12 protein-coding genes are annotated in these 17229 nt (G+C 52.4%); 3 read left to right on the forward strand and 9 right to left on the reverse strand.

Annotated features, from left to right (window positions below; genetic code table 11):
• Nucleotides 1–23: 23 nt before the first annotated feature.
• Nucleotides 24–2102 carry a carotenoid oxygenase family protein gene (locus VB712_RS02675; protein ID WP_323251854.1) on the reverse strand — a complete coding sequence of 693 codons (2079 nt, stop codon included), beginning with the start codon at nucleotides 2100–2102 and terminating at the stop codon, nucleotides 24–26.
• A gap of 278 nt (nucleotides 2103–2380) precedes the next feature.
• On the opposite strand from VB712_RS02675, the gene VB712_RS02680 reads away from it, so the two are divergent.
• Nucleotides 2381–2539, forward strand: a complete 159-nt coding sequence (locus VB712_RS02680; protein ID WP_323251856.1) for a hypothetical protein — start codon at nucleotides 2381–2383, stop codon at nucleotides 2537–2539.
• 71 nt (nucleotides 2540–2610) lie between these two features.
• Here the strand turns inward: VB712_RS02680 and truB are convergent, their stop codons facing one another.
• Nucleotides 2611–3489, reverse strand: coding sequence for a tRNA pseudouridine(55) synthase TruB (gene truB, locus VB712_RS02685; RefSeq protein WP_323251858.1), 879 nt, complete (start codon nucleotides 3487–3489; stop codon nucleotides 2611–2613).
• Between the two features lie 117 nt (nucleotides 3490–3606).
• On the opposite strand from truB, the gene rpaB reads away from it, so the two are divergent.
• Complete coding sequence (gene rpaB, locus VB712_RS02690) at nucleotides 3607–4341, forward strand: response regulator transcription factor RpaB (RefSeq protein WP_323251860.1); 735 nt, start codon at nucleotides 3607–3609, stop codon at nucleotides 4339–4341.
• Here the strand turns inward: rpaB and VB712_RS02695 are convergent.
• The 5 genes from VB712_RS02695 to recG form a co-directional block, all read right to left on the reverse strand.
• Nucleotides 4327–5658 carry a TrkH family potassium uptake protein gene (locus VB712_RS02695; RefSeq protein ID WP_323251862.1) on the reverse strand — a complete coding sequence of 444 codons (1332 nt, stop codon included), beginning with the start codon at nucleotides 5656–5658 and terminating at the stop codon, nucleotides 4327–4329. The two genes, rpaB and VB712_RS02695, sit on opposite strands and share 15 nt — an antisense overlap.
• Nucleotides 5659–5891: 233 nt before the next feature.
• Nucleotides 5892–6674 carry a CIA30 family protein gene (locus VB712_RS02700; RefSeq protein WP_323251864.1) on the reverse strand — a complete coding sequence of 261 codons (783 nt, stop codon included), beginning with the start codon at nucleotides 6672–6674 and terminating at the stop codon, nucleotides 5892–5894.
• Nucleotides 6614–8242, reverse strand: a complete 1629-nt coding sequence (locus VB712_RS02705; protein ID WP_323251866.1) for a BON domain-containing protein — start codon at nucleotides 8240–8242, stop codon at nucleotides 6614–6616. Before VB712_RS02705 ends, VB712_RS02700 begins: the two co-directional genes overlap by 61 nt.
• 69 nt (nucleotides 8243–8311) lie before the next feature.
• Nucleotides 8312–9676, reverse strand: a complete 1365-nt coding sequence (locus VB712_RS02710; protein WP_323251868.1) for an oligosaccharide flippase family protein — start codon at nucleotides 9674–9676, stop codon at nucleotides 8312–8314.
• Nucleotides 9677–9790: 114 nt separating this feature from the next.
• Entirely contained in the window at nucleotides 9791–12289 is a 2499-nt protein-coding gene (recG, locus tag VB712_RS02715; RefSeq protein ID WP_323251870.1) for an ATP-dependent DNA helicase RecG, read from the reverse strand.
• 977 nt (nucleotides 12290–13266) lie between these two features.
• Between recG and mnmE the strand changes: the two genes are divergently transcribed.
• On the forward strand, nucleotides 13267–14637 hold the full coding sequence (gene mnmE, locus VB712_RS02720; protein WP_323251873.1) for a tRNA uridine-5-carboxymethylaminomethyl(34) synthesis GTPase MnmE: 1371 nt from the start codon (nucleotides 13267–13269) through the stop codon (nucleotides 14635–14637).
• Nucleotides 14638–14639: 2 nt separating this feature from the next.
• Here the strand turns inward: mnmE and VB712_RS02725 are convergent, their stop codons facing one another.
• Nucleotides 14640–15173 carry a hypothetical protein gene (locus tag VB712_RS02725; RefSeq protein WP_323251875.1) on the reverse strand — a complete coding sequence of 178 codons (534 nt, stop codon included), beginning with the start codon at nucleotides 15171–15173 and terminating at the stop codon, nucleotides 14640–14642.
• 458 nt (nucleotides 15174–15631) lie between these two features.
• Entirely contained in the window at nucleotides 15632–17053 is a 1422-nt protein-coding gene (gene gnd, locus VB712_RS02730; RefSeq protein WP_323251877.1) for a decarboxylating NADP(+)-dependent phosphogluconate dehydrogenase, read from the reverse strand.
• Between the last annotated feature and the right edge of the window lie 176 nt (nucleotides 17054–17229).

Below are 17229 nucleotides of genomic sequence, written 5' to 3' on the forward strand. Positions count from 1 at the left end.
AGATTTGTACCAAAAAAGCAGCACTATTCCCGGAAATGGGGGTAAATTTCCTCGTTAAACAATTCCTGAATCTGCTGATTATTTTGACTTACCAGGGGTTGATAATCTGCCCGCACCTGTACATTATAGTCAGACTGTCGGGCCTGAATACTCCGTAACCATACGGTATGTAAGGTAAAGCCCATATCGAGTTCTTCATGGGCTAACTTACAGACCGGCCCTTTTTTGAGATTGCTCCCGTCAAAAATCCAAATCTGGCTTTGGGTTCCTTCAAACACAATGCAGGAGAGATAACCCTCTGTGGGCAGAGCTTCATCCCCACGGGGAATAAATTGAGGAGAGAGGGCCATGGTGCTGGTAGGGAAGTTGTAGTAATCACCAATGGTGAGAGATTCAGTATCGAGACGGAAAAGGGCCGCTGGCTGACCTTGGCGGGCTAATTCGAGAATTTCCGTTAAGGGAATGAGGCGATATTCATAGTCACGATAGGCGTTGTAAATGTATTGGGTCATCAGGTCTGTCCAGAGTCCAAAGGAGGCCCAATAGATCTGTTGGAGGCGGGGAACCGGCTCACCGTTGGGGTAGCGGTCTTGATAGGCATAGAGGTCAACAGCCCAAGTACATCGGGCATGGGCAAGCACCTGTGTTGTTAAGAATGCGCCGGTTTTACCACACACCACATAACGACCCACACGACCCAGATCAGTTTCATCGTGCTGCATTCCGTGTAAATAGGCTTTAACAGATTCTCCGGTGATTTTAGAAACATCACATTTCCGGAGCCAATCAGCAACTTGCATCCCATTTAAATGGGCAACATGGAGCGTAATTTGATCCTCTGTATCATCATAATCAACGAGAAAATGGGCGGCTTCTTGGGGAATGACAATTTTTCGCACTATCACCGTGTTTTGAGCAGTGGTGAGATCAGCGCGTCGGATCAAATAAACCGCAGAGTCGGGATTGGGATCGCGTTCAAAAAGTTTGCGAAACCAGCGGGGTAAACCATTGAGCAGTTGAGTGATCCCGGCAATAAAGGCAGTATCCATGATCACAATGTAATTTTTTGTCACCCCTACCTGATGGATGGTTTGCTCAATACTGACGGGTTTAAGCTCACCTTTTGCATTTCTAACCATCAATGACCAACGTTGTAGATCATTTTGACCATCCCAGGTCAATAGATCGGTAAAATCGGTCAGCATGCGACCAATGGGTTTAAAACGTGCTAATAGCGGTTTATTAAAGAGGAGCAAAATACAAAGGAATAAAATTGTTCCGAGAATTTTTAAAATGAGCAATCCTGAGCTATTCCACAGGAAGATCATCAAGGCAGCCAAGCCTATTGTCAAGATCGTTTTGAGCCAGATCGGTAAATTCACCAGCCGATCAATGAGGGGGATGGTGAGGAGCAGATTTAAGAGCGATCGCCCGTAGTTGACGGTGAACATTGTCCCGTTTTGATAATCAAAACCGGGGTGTGCGGTGCTGAGAATGCTTTTAAAGGGGAATTTTTTAAAAATCGGGATCTTATCGAGTTCACCGATCCAATCTTGATTAGAACCAACGGGGGTGACAACTTCTAGGCTGACGGGATCGACTTCGTAGGGGCGACCGGCATCGTAGGCGACTAAGAGGCGATCGCTCCTGTCTTGGCCAAATTTCAGGGTTAAGAATGCGGTGTTGAGTTGGTTTCTTAAACCCAGCCGGAAGGAAAATCGAGCAATGCCATGATTGCCAAAACGATATTTGTGGTAGGGGTTTGGGGCTTTGGGATGGGTGGCAAGATCGGCGTAGTAGTCGGGGGTTTTAACGAGGCGAGCGAGAATTTTGGCTTGGCCTTCAGCAAAATCAAGGCGATAGATCATCCCATCCCCATTTAAGAAGGAATCGCCGCCTTTTTCTTTGGAGATAGTTTGAGTTTTGGGGTTAATGATGTCATCGACGGAACCCACGGGCGCAACAATAAAAACATGACCCTGCAAATCGGAGGGTAATGTTCCGGCTACCACGTTGAGGGTCAAGTCAACCTCTCGGCGACTGGTTTCCATAATCCCTGGCGGGACGGTGTTACCTGCATCCGGTGCTGAGTTTTGTGCCATCGTGTTTGTCTGATCATCCATTGCTGTGGTTGAGGTGATACAGCCCATTGAGCACCATCCTATCCCCTCCCTCCCCATTTCCTGACCTCTCCCTGAAAAATTTAACAAACTTTTGGCTGTGATGGGTGTCACCCCTGTTATTGAGATCTCTCACTGCTCACCTTGCCCGCCATCGTCTTCTACCGTGAGCAACCTCAACCGGGCAGGGGATAGAGATCAACCCCAAGATCCTGGCATTGGGGGAAGATAAAAGGGTGAGCAATCGGAGACCAAAACCCATGTTCGGCACTTTACCCCAGGCGATCGCCACCACCCGAAAAACCACCATTCCCTACGCCATCCTGAACGATCATCTGGGGCCACAGGTTCCCCGCCGCCCTGGTTCCCATCTGGGGCTACGGAATCCCCAAAGTGCCAATATTGCCAGCGGTCTGTAAGTTTTCCTTTTCTTCTTCCAACTCAATTTCTTCCTAAGCCTTGGTGTGAGCAGCCAAGGCTTTTTTGTGGTCTAGACCAACACCACTTTGGGGATTAAACCCCGCTCCGGCAGGACTTCCCCCACCCCTAAAAACGCCTCGTCCTCTGCCCACACCTGAGCGATAGCCCCCACGACAAAATCCCCGACAATCCCCTGCCCCTGACACCACCGCCGCGCCGCCTCCGGCTCCAAATCATAGCGGGGTAAATGGGTGAGGAGCCTCTCCGGGGGAATGGGCGTAAATTCGCCCCTTTCTAGTTGATTGGCCAACTGCTCCAAATCCATTGCCCCCGCCAAATCCAACCCACAACTGCGCGTCCGCACCAACGCCGCCAACGTCCCCCCCACCCCTAGGGCCGCCCCTAAATCACGGGCGATCGCCCGAATATAGGTTCCCGGCCCACAGTCGATCTCTAACTCCAATTCGGGGAAATCCCCAGGGGTAAAGGCGATCGCCCGTAACCCCGTCACCACCACCCGCCGCGCCGGAACCTCCACCTGCACCCCCGCTCGCGCCAAATCATACAACCGCTGGCCATCCCGCTGAATCGCACTAAAGGCCGGCGGAATTTGTTCAATCTCCCCTAAAAACCGGGGCAACTGGGCCATAATTTGCGCCAAGGTGAGATCCGGAGCGGGCTGTTGGGTGAGGATCTCCCCTTCGAGATCATCCGTCGTCGTCGTCACCCCAAAGCGCACCCGCCCCCGATAACTTTTTGCTGTGGGTAAATATTGCAGTAATCGCGTCGCCCGCCCTAGGGCAATGGGCAAGACCCCCGTCGCCGCCGGATCGAGGGTTCCCCCATGGCCGACCCGCTTCAACTTTAAAAGCCGCCGCACCTTGGCCACACAATCATGGGAAGTCCACCCCGCCCCTTTGTGCAAATTCAAAAATCCAAAATACTCCATTAATATCCTTAATACCCTCAATACCCTCAAAAAATAGCGATCGCCCCCTGAGTAGAAACACTCATGGTATCATAAGCACTATAGAGATTCTCATTAGATTATCGGGTTTAAAAAAACGTGGAAAACCACAAGGGAAAACTCTTGGTGGTCGATGATGAACCTGCGGTGCGGCGTATCTTACAAACACGTCTAACCATGGTGGGTTACGAAGTCATCACCGCTGCGGACGGGGACGAAGCACTAGAACGGTTTTCAACGGAAGACCCAGACCTGGTGATCTTAGATGTCATGCTTCCGAAAAAAGATGGCTATCAAATTTGTCAGACTATTCGAGAAACTTCCGATGTTCCGATTATTATGCTCACGGCTTTATCCGATGTGGCGGATCGCATTACGGGGCTACAAATCGGAGCCGATGATTATTTAGTGAAACCCTTTTCCCCCAAAGAATTAGAAGCGCGGATTAACACAATTTTCCGTCGCTTAAAACCCCAAGATTCTAAAAGCAATGGGGATGATGGCGTTCTTCAGGCGGGGCAGCTCTGTATTGATAGTAACCGACGGCGGGTTTATCTCCATGAGCAACGGGTGCGGCTGACGGAAATTGAGTTTAATATTCTCCAACTGCTGGTTAATCAGGCCGGGGAACCCCTGTCGCGGGCAGCGATCCTCGAAGCTATTTGGGGCTATATCCCCCGCCAGCCGGGGGATCTGCGGTTAGTGGATGTGCATATCTCCCGCCTGCGGAGCAAAATCGAAGCTGACCCCAAACAGCCGGACTATATCATTACCGAGCGGGGCATGGGTTATTCGTTTCAACGCTTTCCCTCCTTGGCTTCAGCCCACCAGTAAATTTTCTTCGGGATATTGCAATTGACTGGGGGGTTTTTCCCCCAAAATTGCTGCCATGGAAACTAAAATTCCCACCCGACCTATATACATGGTCAGAATTAAGATTAAGTGACCCCAGGCGGAAAAGTCGGCGGTGATTCCCGTGGAAAGGCCAACGGTGGCGAAGGCGGAAACACATTCAAATAAGAGGTCAATAAACTCAAACTTCCCGGATTCAATCAGGGCGAGGCTAATGGTGGTGAAGGCGATCAAAAATCCCGACCCCATGAAGACGGCGATCGCCTTCAAAATTAACGAAGGGGAGAGGGTACGCCCATACATCACCACCTGTTCACTACCCCGCAATGTGGATCGGGTGCAGTTGAGCAAAATCCGTAAGGTGGTGGTTTTGATCCCTCCTCCCGTCCCGCTGGGGCTGGCCCCGATGAACATCAGCGCAATGGTGATTAACTGGGCTGCGTCCCCCATTTTGCCATAGTCAATACTGTTAAACCCAGCGGTGCGGGTGGTGACGGATTGGAACCAAGCCGCTAACAGGGTGGTTTGGGGGGGGAGGCCTTTGAGGGTGTCGGGGTTTTGGATTTCGGTGATCAGGTAGGCGACGGTTCCGATTACTAACAAAATGGCGGTCATGCTCGTCACCACTTTGAAATTGAGGGAGAGGCGGGCGGTGCGGGGCGATCGCAGGCTCATCACCCAATTAAACAATTCCATAATCACCTGATAGCCAATGCCGCCAAAGATAATTAACAGGCTAATGGCGAGGTTAATCGGCCAAGAACCCTGATAACCGATCAAGCTATCAGGAAAGAGGCTAAACCCGGCATTATTCCAAGCACTGATACTGTGAAATACAGCTAGCCACAACCCTCGGATACTGCCATATTCAGCACTAAAGGGTTGAAACATGATGATCACTCCCAGCAGTTCAAACACCAGTACCGTAGCAATAATCGAGCGAATCAGGCTACGGCTGCCTTGGACAAAGGGGCGATCGAAGGATTCTTGGATCGCGAACTTTTGGCGAAAATCAAATTTTTGCCGAAACACCAAGAGTAAAAACGTGGTGCTGGTCATGTAGCCCAAGCCGCCAATCTGAACGAGGAGTAGGATAAAGGCTTGCCCCCAGAGGGAAAAATGGGTTCCGGTATCCACAACCGCCAACCCGGTGACACAGACCGCTGAAGTGGCGGTAAACAGGGCCACAATGGGAGAATTCCATTCACCACTGGTGATGGAAAGGGGGAGCATTAATAAAAGTGTACCTAGGGTGATGACGGCGAGAAACCCTAGGCAAATGGTGCGGGCAATGGTCATAGGGTGGGGAAATTGTCCTCAAAACCGTGTTTAGAGTATAGGGGATTAGGCGATCCGCGTTAGCGTACCTATCCTCTATAGGAAAAACTATCCTCGTTACTTGGCTCTGCCAAGTAACGCCCTCCCGGAGGCTCCGCCTCCCTCTCCCTCCCCCAGCAGGCGGCAGAGCCGCCCAGTATCCATGCCATGGCAGAGCCATGGCACGAGATGAGGAGAGGGTGATGGCTCTGCCCCTAATACAACCCGATGGATGCCACCCAGAGCTTGAATTCCCCCGGTGTGAATTGGGGGTTGAGGGCGCGATCGTATTCAAACTTACTGAGCATCAGTTGAAAGGAGACGATTTCGCGGGGATTGAGGGGCGGCGCGTTCTCGACGGTTTTGGCGCGGAAGACGGGCTTAAGGGTGGCAAAGGGGATCTGAATCGTCAGCCATTGTTGGGCCGCTGTATCAAAGGAAGCGGCGTAGGCGATGCTATCCCAGCCATTTTGATCGCGAATGAAAAATTTATAACGTTGGCCATCCCCTTTGACCCGCAATGTGATCCCGGTGGCGTTCCCCACATCCAACGGCGGCGTAAAGTTGCGCGATCGCACCGAGGTAAACCCGCCGGAATTATCGGTGGAAGTTGTGCCGGTAAACAGAGCACCCTCATCGGTTTTTTCAAAACGACTGGCACTCACGCCCCCCATCACCACATCATCAAGGCTCCCCCAAGTGGCTTGGAGATCTGCCGCGCTCAGGGTTTGAAAATCGACAATCAGGTTATTACTCACCGTGGGAGGGGCGGGGGGTTGGGAAGACATCGGGGCGAAAACACTCAAAAAAGGGATGACCTGGAAAAAGGTCAGGGTTTGGAGCAATCGCCCCAGACCGCTGAGGCGATCGGCGAGATTACACATAAAAATCACGGGTAAGTGGAACGTTACCGTTCTATTGTGGCGTGTTCCCCGGTTTAATGCTGGCCCGTGGGGCGATCGCTCACCACCGTAAAGGCCACCGTGCGATGGAGCCAACGGTCTTGATTGGGGGCCACATTGGCCGGCAACCCCCCAGTTCTCACCACCGCTAGGCGACGGCGATCAATGCCATGGTCTTCTAAAGCGGTTTGGACGGCTTCCGCACGTTGGAGGGCGAGGCGATCCGCGTTAGCGTATCTATCGCCCTCCCCCTCACTCCTATGGCTATAGCCGCGAATCTCCACCCGCAAATGGGGATATTTTTCAAGAAAATTCTTCACCGGAATCACCTTCGCCTGAATATCCACCGGCTCCACCGTCGCTTGGTTATGCCGAAAATAAAACCGCGTTGGTAACGAAAGGGGTTGCACCTGAAGGAGATTTTCCACCCCAATCACCCCCGGAATTGCTGCAAAGCGTTTGATGATTATCGCTTCTGTTTCTTGAGAAGCAGTTGTCCCGGTCAAAATCACCTGGCCGCTGTGGAATTGGGCCGTGATCATCGTGCCGGGTAAATCATTCAGCGTCGCCGCCCATTGGTTCACGGTTGCAATCACGGGTTCATCCACCACCATCAACTGATTTTCAATCTGATAATCGGGGGCTAACGCTTGGATCAGGGTTTGAATCTGCTGATGTAGTTCCCGGTAGGGAACCGTTCCCCGCAGAATCACCCGCCGCCCTTGCACTTGGGGCGCAATCCGATAGAGGGAAAGATTGGGATCAGCCGCGAGAGCAGATTCTAACTGGGCGGTTAGGTGTTTTTGGGGGCGAATCATGGGGAAATAGAAGGCGATCGCCCCCAAGGTGAGGGCCAGCACCACTAAACCCAACCACTGGCGACGGTTGAAGGAAAAGCCAGGGCTGATGGATAAACGACCGCTGAAGGAGAAGCGACGGCGGAACGATTCTAGGAGAGGTTGGAAGGGATCAGGGGCCGTAATGCTTAAGGGTTCAGGATTTGGCAAGGCTTCAGGATCTGAGGCCGTAATGCTTAAGGGTTCAGGATTTGGCAAGGCTTCAGGATCTGAGGCCGTAATGCTTAAGGGTTCAGGATTTGGCAAGGCTTCAGGATCTGGGGCCGTAATGCTTAAGGGTTCAGGGATAAATGATTCAGGGATGAATGATTCAGGATCAGGGGATTCAGCCGGAGGAATCACCGAAGGCATCGCCAACCCAGGGGCTGCTGCTGTGGGTTCTGGGATAGGAGGAAGCGGTTGAGGGGAAGTAGGGGTTTGCAAGGCTTCCACCTGGCCCCGCAGATCTTCATAAAGGGTCGTCAACCGTTTAATATCCGCCTGAGTTGCCAAGGTGGCCCCCTCTGCGGAATTTAACACCATCACCACCTGCTGCAAGGCCTCTAGGGTTTCCCCTTCGCTATAGTCCGGAGCAATCAGCTTTAATAACGCCGCTAACGTGGCATCTAGGGCAGGCAGATCCACCGTCGCGGCGAGTTGCTCCATGGGTTCCAGGCGGGGGCTGGGAAATTGCACCAACTTTGAAGCGGGGGAGGGTGATTGAGGGGAAGAAGTTTCTGGTTCCAAGAGATGATCTAATCGCTCCCAAATCCCTGCTAGATCGGGGGTGGGGTTGGTTTCTGCTGTGGAATGGGTGGATGCACCCATAGCTCTCTTTTCTCCTTTGCGCGATCGCGCTTTTGGGGTGATGGATCTTGCCCTTAAAAGACAAGGCTTTTATGCCCCTTTTAACATTAAATCCCAAGGCATTCCCAAATTCAAAAATACACGGGACTGTAAGAACAAAGCTGTCATACCCAGTAATACCAAGGTACTCAAGATATCCTGCTTCCAACAGAGCAATTTTTCCTGATATAAACCCCCCTGAATCACTAAGTAGGGAAAAATATCACTGAAGGAAATTAAGGCGATCGCCCAAGGCAAACCCCCATATTGGAAACTCAACGGTAGGCCAACAATCACCACCAACAAGCTCGCAAAATTACTATAGGCACTGTAGGACGGTTTACCCACCGCTAACAAAGCCGGGGAAAGGGTGTAAAACAACACCGAAAACCAAATTCCCCCACAGAGAATCGGCATCATCCAAGCGGCATCCTGATAGCGATCGTCATAGAGGCCGAGAATCACCAAATCCCCCCAAGACACCAACAACGCCACCCCCAATGCCGAGAGCAACAACAATGGCCACCGTTGCCGCTGAATCTTTGCATTTAACTCTGGCCGAGGCAATTGATTGTGCTGAGAAATAGCGGGAAAAATCACCTTAGTGCTGAGGCGTTTAAACAATTGGCGGGGAATATTCGCCATCGTATAGGCGATGGTATAGATCCCCAACATTTCTAAGGGGAGGAGCCGACCGAGAATGAGGCGATCGGACTGCTCCGCCAAAAACATCATCGCCGCTGACACAAAAATCCACCGGCCAAACCGCGCTAATTCAATTAAACAATCCCGATCCAACGTCCAGCGGGGTATTGGCTCCTTAAAGAAAATGTAACTGCCCACGGTTCGGAACAAATACCCCGCCAAACCCCCCACCGCCAACGCCCACACCGTCGGACTCAGCCAAGCCCAGGTAATCATCACCACCAACCCCATGGCACTGGTGGTAAATTCGAGCATGGTCAGTTTCCCCACCTCCAAGCGGCGATTGAGGGTAAAAAAAGCATTGGAGCGCAAACTATCCACCATCGTGGTCATGCCCACAAAGGGAAGGAGGAGTAACAGCCGATCATCGCCATAGAACTGGGCGGCGGGAACGGTGATCAGAAAACTAACTCCCCAAAGGACAAAGCCACGAATCACCTGCACTGTCCAAGCGGTATCGAGGAAAACCCGCTCCTCCCCCCGAGGACTATGCACCACACTCTGATTCACCCCCACATCAGAAAACAATTCCAAACCCATGCGCAGCGTTGTCGCCAGGGCCATCAACCCGAAAAAATCCGGCATCAAGAGCCGGGTGAGGATCAGGTTATTGACAAACCGCAGCATTTGGTTCGCCCCGTAACCCAAAAACACCCAGGTTGCGCCACGTACCGCTAGCTTTTTCGTTGAAGTTTTGGGATCAGCAGTCATCAGTTCGATTCAGGGGGGAAGATTCGCTTCTATCCAGAGTACTCATTTTCTGAACAAATACCCGCCTTCTTTGTCCCTCCTCCCCGCTCCGGAATTTTCCCCATTCCCCATTCCCTAATTCAAAATCCCACCCCCCATCAGTTGGCGATCGCGCCTCCCCAATTCCTCCCGCAACCTGCCATAGGGGGCTAACTCCGGCTCTGCGAGGAGTAATTTTGTTGCGGCATCCCTTGCCAAGAGCAACACCTCTTGATCTTCCACCAAACTGGCCAGGGCAAAATCCGCTAACCCCGTTTGTCGCGTCCCCAACACCTCCCCCGGCCCCCGTAGTTTTAAATCCATCTCCGCAATAAAAAATCCATCCTGGGATTGTTCCAACACTTTGAGGCGGTTCATCGCATCGGGATTTTTACTACTGGTCATCAGGAAGCAGTAGGAGCCATGGGAGCCGCGCCCCACTCGCCCCCGCAGTTGATGGAGTTGGGAGAGGCCGAACCGTTCGGCATTTTCGATCAGCATGACGGTGGCGTTGGGGACATCTACCCCCACCTCGATCACCGTCGTGGAGACGATGATCGGGGTTTTGTTATCGCGGAATTGGGCGAGGGCGGTTTCTTTTTCGGCGGGTTTGAGGCGACCGTGGAGGAGGCCGATGGGAATATCGGGAAAGATCGTATTTTGCAATCGTTCGTATTCCTTCACCGCTGCCTTTACATCGAGTTTTTCCGATTCTTCAATGAGGGGAAAAATGATGTAGGCTTGGCGATCGCCCGCCAATTCCCGCCGGATCAGATCATAGGCCTGTTGTCGCTCCTTCGCTGTAAGCACAACGGTTTGAATCGGTTGGCGGCCAGGGGGGAGTTCGTCAATTTGGGACACATCGAGATCCCCATGGAGGCTCAAGGCGAGGGTGCGGGGGATGGGGGTGGCGGTCATGGTGAGCAGATGGGGGGATTGACCCTTGGCCAGTAATCGGCCCCGCTGTTGCACGCCAAAACGATGCTGTTCATCAATCACCACTAAACCCAATTGACGAAACTCTACAGGGTCTTCAATCAGGGCATGGGTTCCCACCAAGAGGGGCAATTCGCCGTTATAAAGTTGGCTATGAATATCCCGCCGTTTTTTCACCCCCGTTGAGCCGGTGAGCAGTTCTACGGGTAGATGAAGTTGATTAAACCATTCCACCAACTTGCGATAATGCTGCTCGGCTAGGACTTCTGTTGGGGCCATCAAGGCCGCCTGATAGCCCGATTGGATCGCCGCCAAGATCGCAAACACCGCCACCACGGTTTTCCCCGATCCCACATCCCCCTGCACTAGGCGCGTCATCGGGTTAGATTGGCCTAAATCGGTGAGGATGTCGCTGATTACTCGCTGTTGGGCGGTGGTGAGTTGGAAGGGGAGGAGATCCCGGAAGCGATCGCTCAAGGGGCCGGTGGGTGTTAAAACAACCCCAGTTTGGATTTGTTGCCGTTGGTGACGACGTTGTAAAAATCCCAGTTGGAGGTAGAAAAATTCATCGAAAATGAGGCGGCGGCGGGCCGCGTCTAAGCTGGCTTGATCGGGGGGGAAATGGAGCGATCGCAACGCCGTCGGCAAATCCACAAACCCATACTGATCCCGTAACACCACAGGCAAAGGATCCCCCAGTTGATCCAGAGCGGGCAACGCCGCCACAATCGCCTGCCGCACCAGATCCGCCGTCACCCCTTCCGTGAGGGGATAGACCGGCAACAACCGGCCAATCTTGAGGGATTCAATTTCCCCCCCTGGGCCGTCGAGGATTTCCACCTCCGGATTTTCCAGGGTTAAGCCGTATTTATTGGCCTTGACTAATCCCGAAGCAGCGGCGATCGCCCCCACGGGAAACCGACCCTCCTGGCCCTTTTGCCAGCCCCGATTACTGTAGCGATTGCCATGAAAAAAGCGGCTCAGTTTAATGTGGCCGGTGTGATCCTTCATCCGCAATTCCCAGATTGTCAATTGGGGTTTACGGGGGGAGGTAAAACAGCGAGAGCCTTTAATCGTGCCGATGATCGTCACCGTTTCCCCCGGCTCCAGGGCCGCAATGGGGGCCTGCTTGGCATAGTCCACATGGTCGCGGGGATAATAATAGATCGCATCAAGCACCGTAACCAGACCCAACTGCGCCAGCAACTTCACCCCCCGCCGACTTTTGAGGCTGGGTAAATCGATCAAAGGGGTATCGAGACTGATCTCGTCTCCATTGGCCTTAATTTCTTTAACCAGAGGGGCGGTTTTCGGGGGGGAAGCGGGGTGATGCTCAATTTCTGGGGTTTTCGCCGCCAGATTCTCAACCGCCGCTATCTTGGCAGCGGCAGTTTGCAGATCTTGGATGAGTTGGCGGGCGGTGGCAATATAGAGCCGCCGCTGGGCGAGGGAGGCTTGGGGGTAGCGGTGAAAATCTTGGGCCAGTTGGCTCCAGCGGCGCTGTTGATCGGGGCTGGCTTCGGGAACGAATTGGCTAAAACTGAGGGCCATAAATTCACTAAAGCGGTGTTCCCGGCCTTGAAGGTCAGCAAATCCCCGCTCGGCTTCAACGGTAAGAGCTTTTTTGAGGCGTAACCAATCCGGTTGCGTGGGGGCCATAGGCGATGATCAGGACAAGCGATCCCATTGTACCGAGAGATTTCCCGATTCGGGCGAGAGCAATCCGGATCGAGTCTCTGTGGAAGTACGACTCTCCCGCTGAAGAAATCACGGCGTTCATGCTCGTAAAGCACCATGGAGCTTTGCTGATTATGCTGAGAGTTGAGGGAATTTTTTCAGCAATTTCGAGGATGAAACTTTACCAAAACTTTAAGAAACTCGCATTTTCCGTAAAGCTTTAGTCAAATTTAGGGATTTCATCTTGGCAATCTCCGCAAAAATACGGTTTACTGAGGGGCAACAGAGTAAATCCAAAAAAAATCCCAACGAAAAAACGTTGGGGTTTGGGTTTAATCACAGCTAGGCACATTATAAACCTGTTTTCAGTTTTGTGCCAAGGGTTTTGGATTTAATTACAGCACAGCAAGGCATTGATATTCCCCGGCCTCAAAGCGCGGGGATTCCCAGTTAATGGGGAGTCTCAGGACTTTCCCCGCCCTCACCGCCAAAGGGGCGATCGCTTCCCCCTGCTAAACAGTCTATTTGATCTCTAATTCCCTGAATCGAGATCCCAGAGTCGATGGAGCTTCTCCCACCGGATTAGAGAGTTGATCTGTTGCAGTTGCTCTCCTTCTGTTGCCTTGGATCTCCATAAAAAAAACCCCAACTAAGCAGTTTGGGTTTCGGGTGATAAGGATGGAAAGAACAAGTTTACTTTGACTCGTTACGATGGGGAAAGATGCGGAAACTGGCCCTGATGGCTTGTTGATCAACCGTTGTGCTTAGTTGGTAGGTTTAATCATGGTTCAACTTTCAGTATAAGATCATGCATCTTGCAAATCATCCGTAAATTCTCGGAGACCGGCTGAAAACTCGGCACATTCAACACATGGCAGCCCCCCTGGGGTGATTTGCACCGATACTCGCCCCTCCTCTCTAAAATAAAAAGGTTTTTGTGATGGAGTCTCGGTAGAACTATGGAACAGGGTGAAACGATCGCCGCCATCGCTTCGGCGGTGGTTCCCCATCAGGGCAGTATTGGTATTGTGCGGCTCTCGGGGTCGGGGGCGGTGGCGATCGCCCGTCAACTGTTCCACGCACCCGGAACCCAACCCTGGGAAACTCACCGTATTCTCTACGGCTCAATCCGCAATCCCCAAACGGGGGTGATGGTGGATGAGGCGCTGTTGCTGTTGATGTTGGCTCCCCGCTCCTTTACCCGTGAGGATGTGGTGGAGTTTCATTGCCATGGGGGCATGATGCCCGTGCAACAGGTGTTACAGCTTTGTTTACAAACTGGGGCGCGGTTGGCGGAGCCGGGGGAATTTTCGCTGCGGGCGTTTCTCAATGGCCGTTTAGATCTCACCCAAGCCGAAAGTGTGGCGGATTTGGTGGGGGCCGGCTCACCCCAAGCGGCTCAGATGGCCCTTGCGGGCCTCAGGGGCAAGTTAGCCCAGCCGATTCGGCAATTGCGGGGGCAATGTTTGGATATTTTGGCGGAAGTGGAGGCCCGCATTGATTTTGAGGAGGATTTGCCCCCCTTGGATGAGGGGGCGATCGCCGCTCAGGTGGCCCAAGTGCGGGAGCAGGTGGCGCGAATTTTGGCCACGGCCCATCGGGGGGAATTGCTGCGCAGTGGGTTGAAGGTGGCGATTGTGGGTCAGCCCAATGTGGGGAAATCGAGCCTGTTAAATGCTTGGAGCCGGAGCGATCGCGCCATTGTGACGGATCTTCCCGGTACAACCCGCGATGTGGTGGAATCGAGCTTGATGGTGGGGGGAATTCCGGTGCAGGTGTTGGATACGGCGGGAATTCGGGAGACGGGGGATCAGGTGGAAAAAATGGGCGTGATGCGATCGCGCCAAGCGGCGGCGGAGGCGGATTTAATCCTGTTCACCCTCGACGCGCAACAGGGCTGGACGGCGGCAGAGGCGGAAATTTACGCCCAGATCCAGCACCGGCCGTTAATTTTGGTGATTAATAAAAGTGATCTTGCTCCTCCGGAATCGGTACAATATCCCCCCGAAATTACCGCCGTTGTCACCACCACCGCCACAACTCAAACAGGTATTGATCAACTGGAAACGGCGATCCTCACCCAAGTTCAGGGGGACAACATCCAAGCCGCTGATCTGGATATCGCCATCAACCAACGCCAAGCCGCTGCCCTCACCGCTGCTCAAAGAGCATTAATTCATGTGGAGGAGGCGATCGCCACTCCCCTCCCCCTCGATTTTTGGACGATTGATCTGCGCAGTGCAATCCAAGCCCTCGGCGCAATTACCGGGGAAGATGTGACGGAATCAGTGCTAGATCAAATTTTCAGCCGTTTTTGTATCGGCAAATAGGCTTAGTCATAGGGAACCCAGGTTTCACTAATGCGGATTTGTGCGGGGTTAGCCTCATCATGAAAAGTTCCCACCCAAATGTCATACCGTCCTGAAGTGGGGTAACTGAACATAACACGAGGATTTACCGAACCTTCGGTGTCATCATCATCATTGCAATACCAAGAACCATCGGGGCCATTAATCACCAGCGTCGTATCAACATCGGAGGCAACGTAAATACTGAGGAGTTCAAAATCCCCGGCTGTGTAATTGACGCGAATATCGGGTTGTGCCGCAGCAATATAGCCCATGCAATCCGGCCCTAAGTTGAAATCACTGGCATTGTTTGTTCCCCCAGCCACAACATCGATATTGTAGGGATCGGGGCGAAAACCAGCATCAAGATTAAACTCACCAAAGAGCGGTTCAGCACCGTAATCGGGATAATCTTGAGCAAAACTGGCTAAACCGGGCAAACCCAGGACAGTGATGCTGAGGGCGATCGCACTCAACGAGGAAATACCTTTAACGATCTGGGATGAGTTGAATTTCATAATTGCTCCATTGGATGAATATTTTAACCATCAGAAAAAATGAAAAGAAAGCTTTACTTTGAGCATTCAGCACCGCAATCCTTTATTGTTCGTCGTGCAGACTGTAGTCCGCTCCCTCAACACATTGCCTAGTAGAAATCTTAGTCCACTCCCTCAATAGCATCAGCCCTTAATGTCATTGCTGAATGCTACCCTTAATCTCCAACTCAGCATATACCCTCAACCTAACTCTTCTTTTTAGGAACTCAGCCTAATTTCGTAATTTGTAACACGATGAATAGCAAACACTGAATCATTAACCTCTCTTTTGTGAAGATCGCAAGGTACAAGCATGGGTTAACCCTTTCCCCAGTGGGGGCTTTAAATTGGCTCCTCTTAGGGAGAAAAGAGGATAGAGAAGAGAGGAGAGCGTGAAGTTTACTGTTTTCCCTCACTCCTCACTCCTCACTTCTTCCCTTTTAATCCGCCATCCATTGGGTGTGGAACATTTCACCCCTGGGTTTATCGGTGCGCTCGTAGGTGTGCGCCCCGAAGTAATCCCGTTGTGCCTGGGTGAGGTTTTGGGGGAGGCGATCGCGCCGATAACTATCGAAATAATCCAGGGAGGCACTAAAGGCCGGAATCGGAATCCCCAAATCATTGGCCGTCACCAACACCGTTCGCCAAGCGGTCTGACGATCCAAAATGCTCTGCTTAAACTCCGGAGCCAGCAAGAGGTTGGGCAGATCGGGGTTTTCCGTAAACGCCGCCTTAATCTTATCCAGGAAACCCGCCCGAATAATACAGCCCCCTTTCCAAATCCGGGCATCTTCCCCCAGATCTAACCCATAGTTATATTCCGCTGAAGCTTTCCGCAACAGGGCCATGCCTTGGGCATAGGAGCACATTTTTGAGCAATAGAGGGCATCGCGCACTTGGTCAACAAACGTTGCCTTATCCCCCTTAAACGTCCCCACTTGAGCCGTAATCTGTTGGGATGCTGCGACCCGCTCCTCCTTATAGGAGGACATAATCCGGGCATTGACCGCCGCATACATCGTCGGCACCGGTACGCCCAATTCCAACGCAGACATCACTGTCCAGCGGCCTGTTCCCTTCTGGCCCGCCGAATCCAAGATTAAATCGACAAGATGCTGATTGGTTTCGGGATCCATCTGGGTGAAAATATCAGCGGTGATTTCAATCAGGAACGAGTTGAGTTCATCGGTGGTATTCCACTGGGCAAACACTTCATGGAGTTCGGGATTGGTTAAACCGGCTCCCAATTTGAGCAGGTCGTAGGCTTCGGCAATCAGTTGCATATCGCCATATTCAATGCCGTTATGCACCATTTTGACGTAGTGGCCTGCGCCACCCCGGCCAATGTAGGCGACGCAAGGGCCATCATCGACTTGGGCAGCAATTTTAACGAGAATCGGCTCTAGTTCTTTATAGGCGCTGGCGGTTCCCCCCGGCATTAAGCTGGGGCCTTTGAGTGCGCCTTCTTCGCCTCCACTCACGCCCATACCCACAAAGCCGAGGCCGGCGGCTTCGAGTTCCTCGGTGCGGCGTTCGGTGTCTTCATAGAGGGAGTTGCCACCATCAATGATCATGTCTCCTGGTTCGAGGAGGGGTTTAAGGTCTTGAATCACCTTGTCCACGGGGGCCCCTGCTTTGACCATCACGAGGATTTTGCGGGGTCGTTCGAGGATGTTGACAAATTCTTCCAGGGAATAGGCGGCTTTGACATCTTTCCCTTGGGCCCTTTCGGCCATGAATTGCTCGGTTTTCGCACCTGTGCGGTTGTAGACGGCAATGGGAAAGCCTCGGCTTTCCACATTGAGGGCGAGGTTTTCCCCCATGACGGCTAGGCCAATCACACCAAAGGTTCGTTTTGTCATAAACTTCTCGATCGCCTCATATAGCAATGGCAGTGTTTGGCTGCAAACACCTGCCTTTAGTTTTAACGTACCGTGATTATTTTCAATCGCTGCTAAAGAAGAGATTAAGAAGCCGAGCTTAGGTCATCTCGTGCCATGGCATGGGCTTCCTATCTCGTGCCATGGCTCTGCCATGG

Source organism: Spirulina sp. CCNP1310 (genome assembly GCF_034932185.1).
Taxonomy (GTDB): Bacteria; Cyanobacteriota; Cyanobacteriia; order Cyanobacteriales; family Spirulinaceae; genus Spirulina.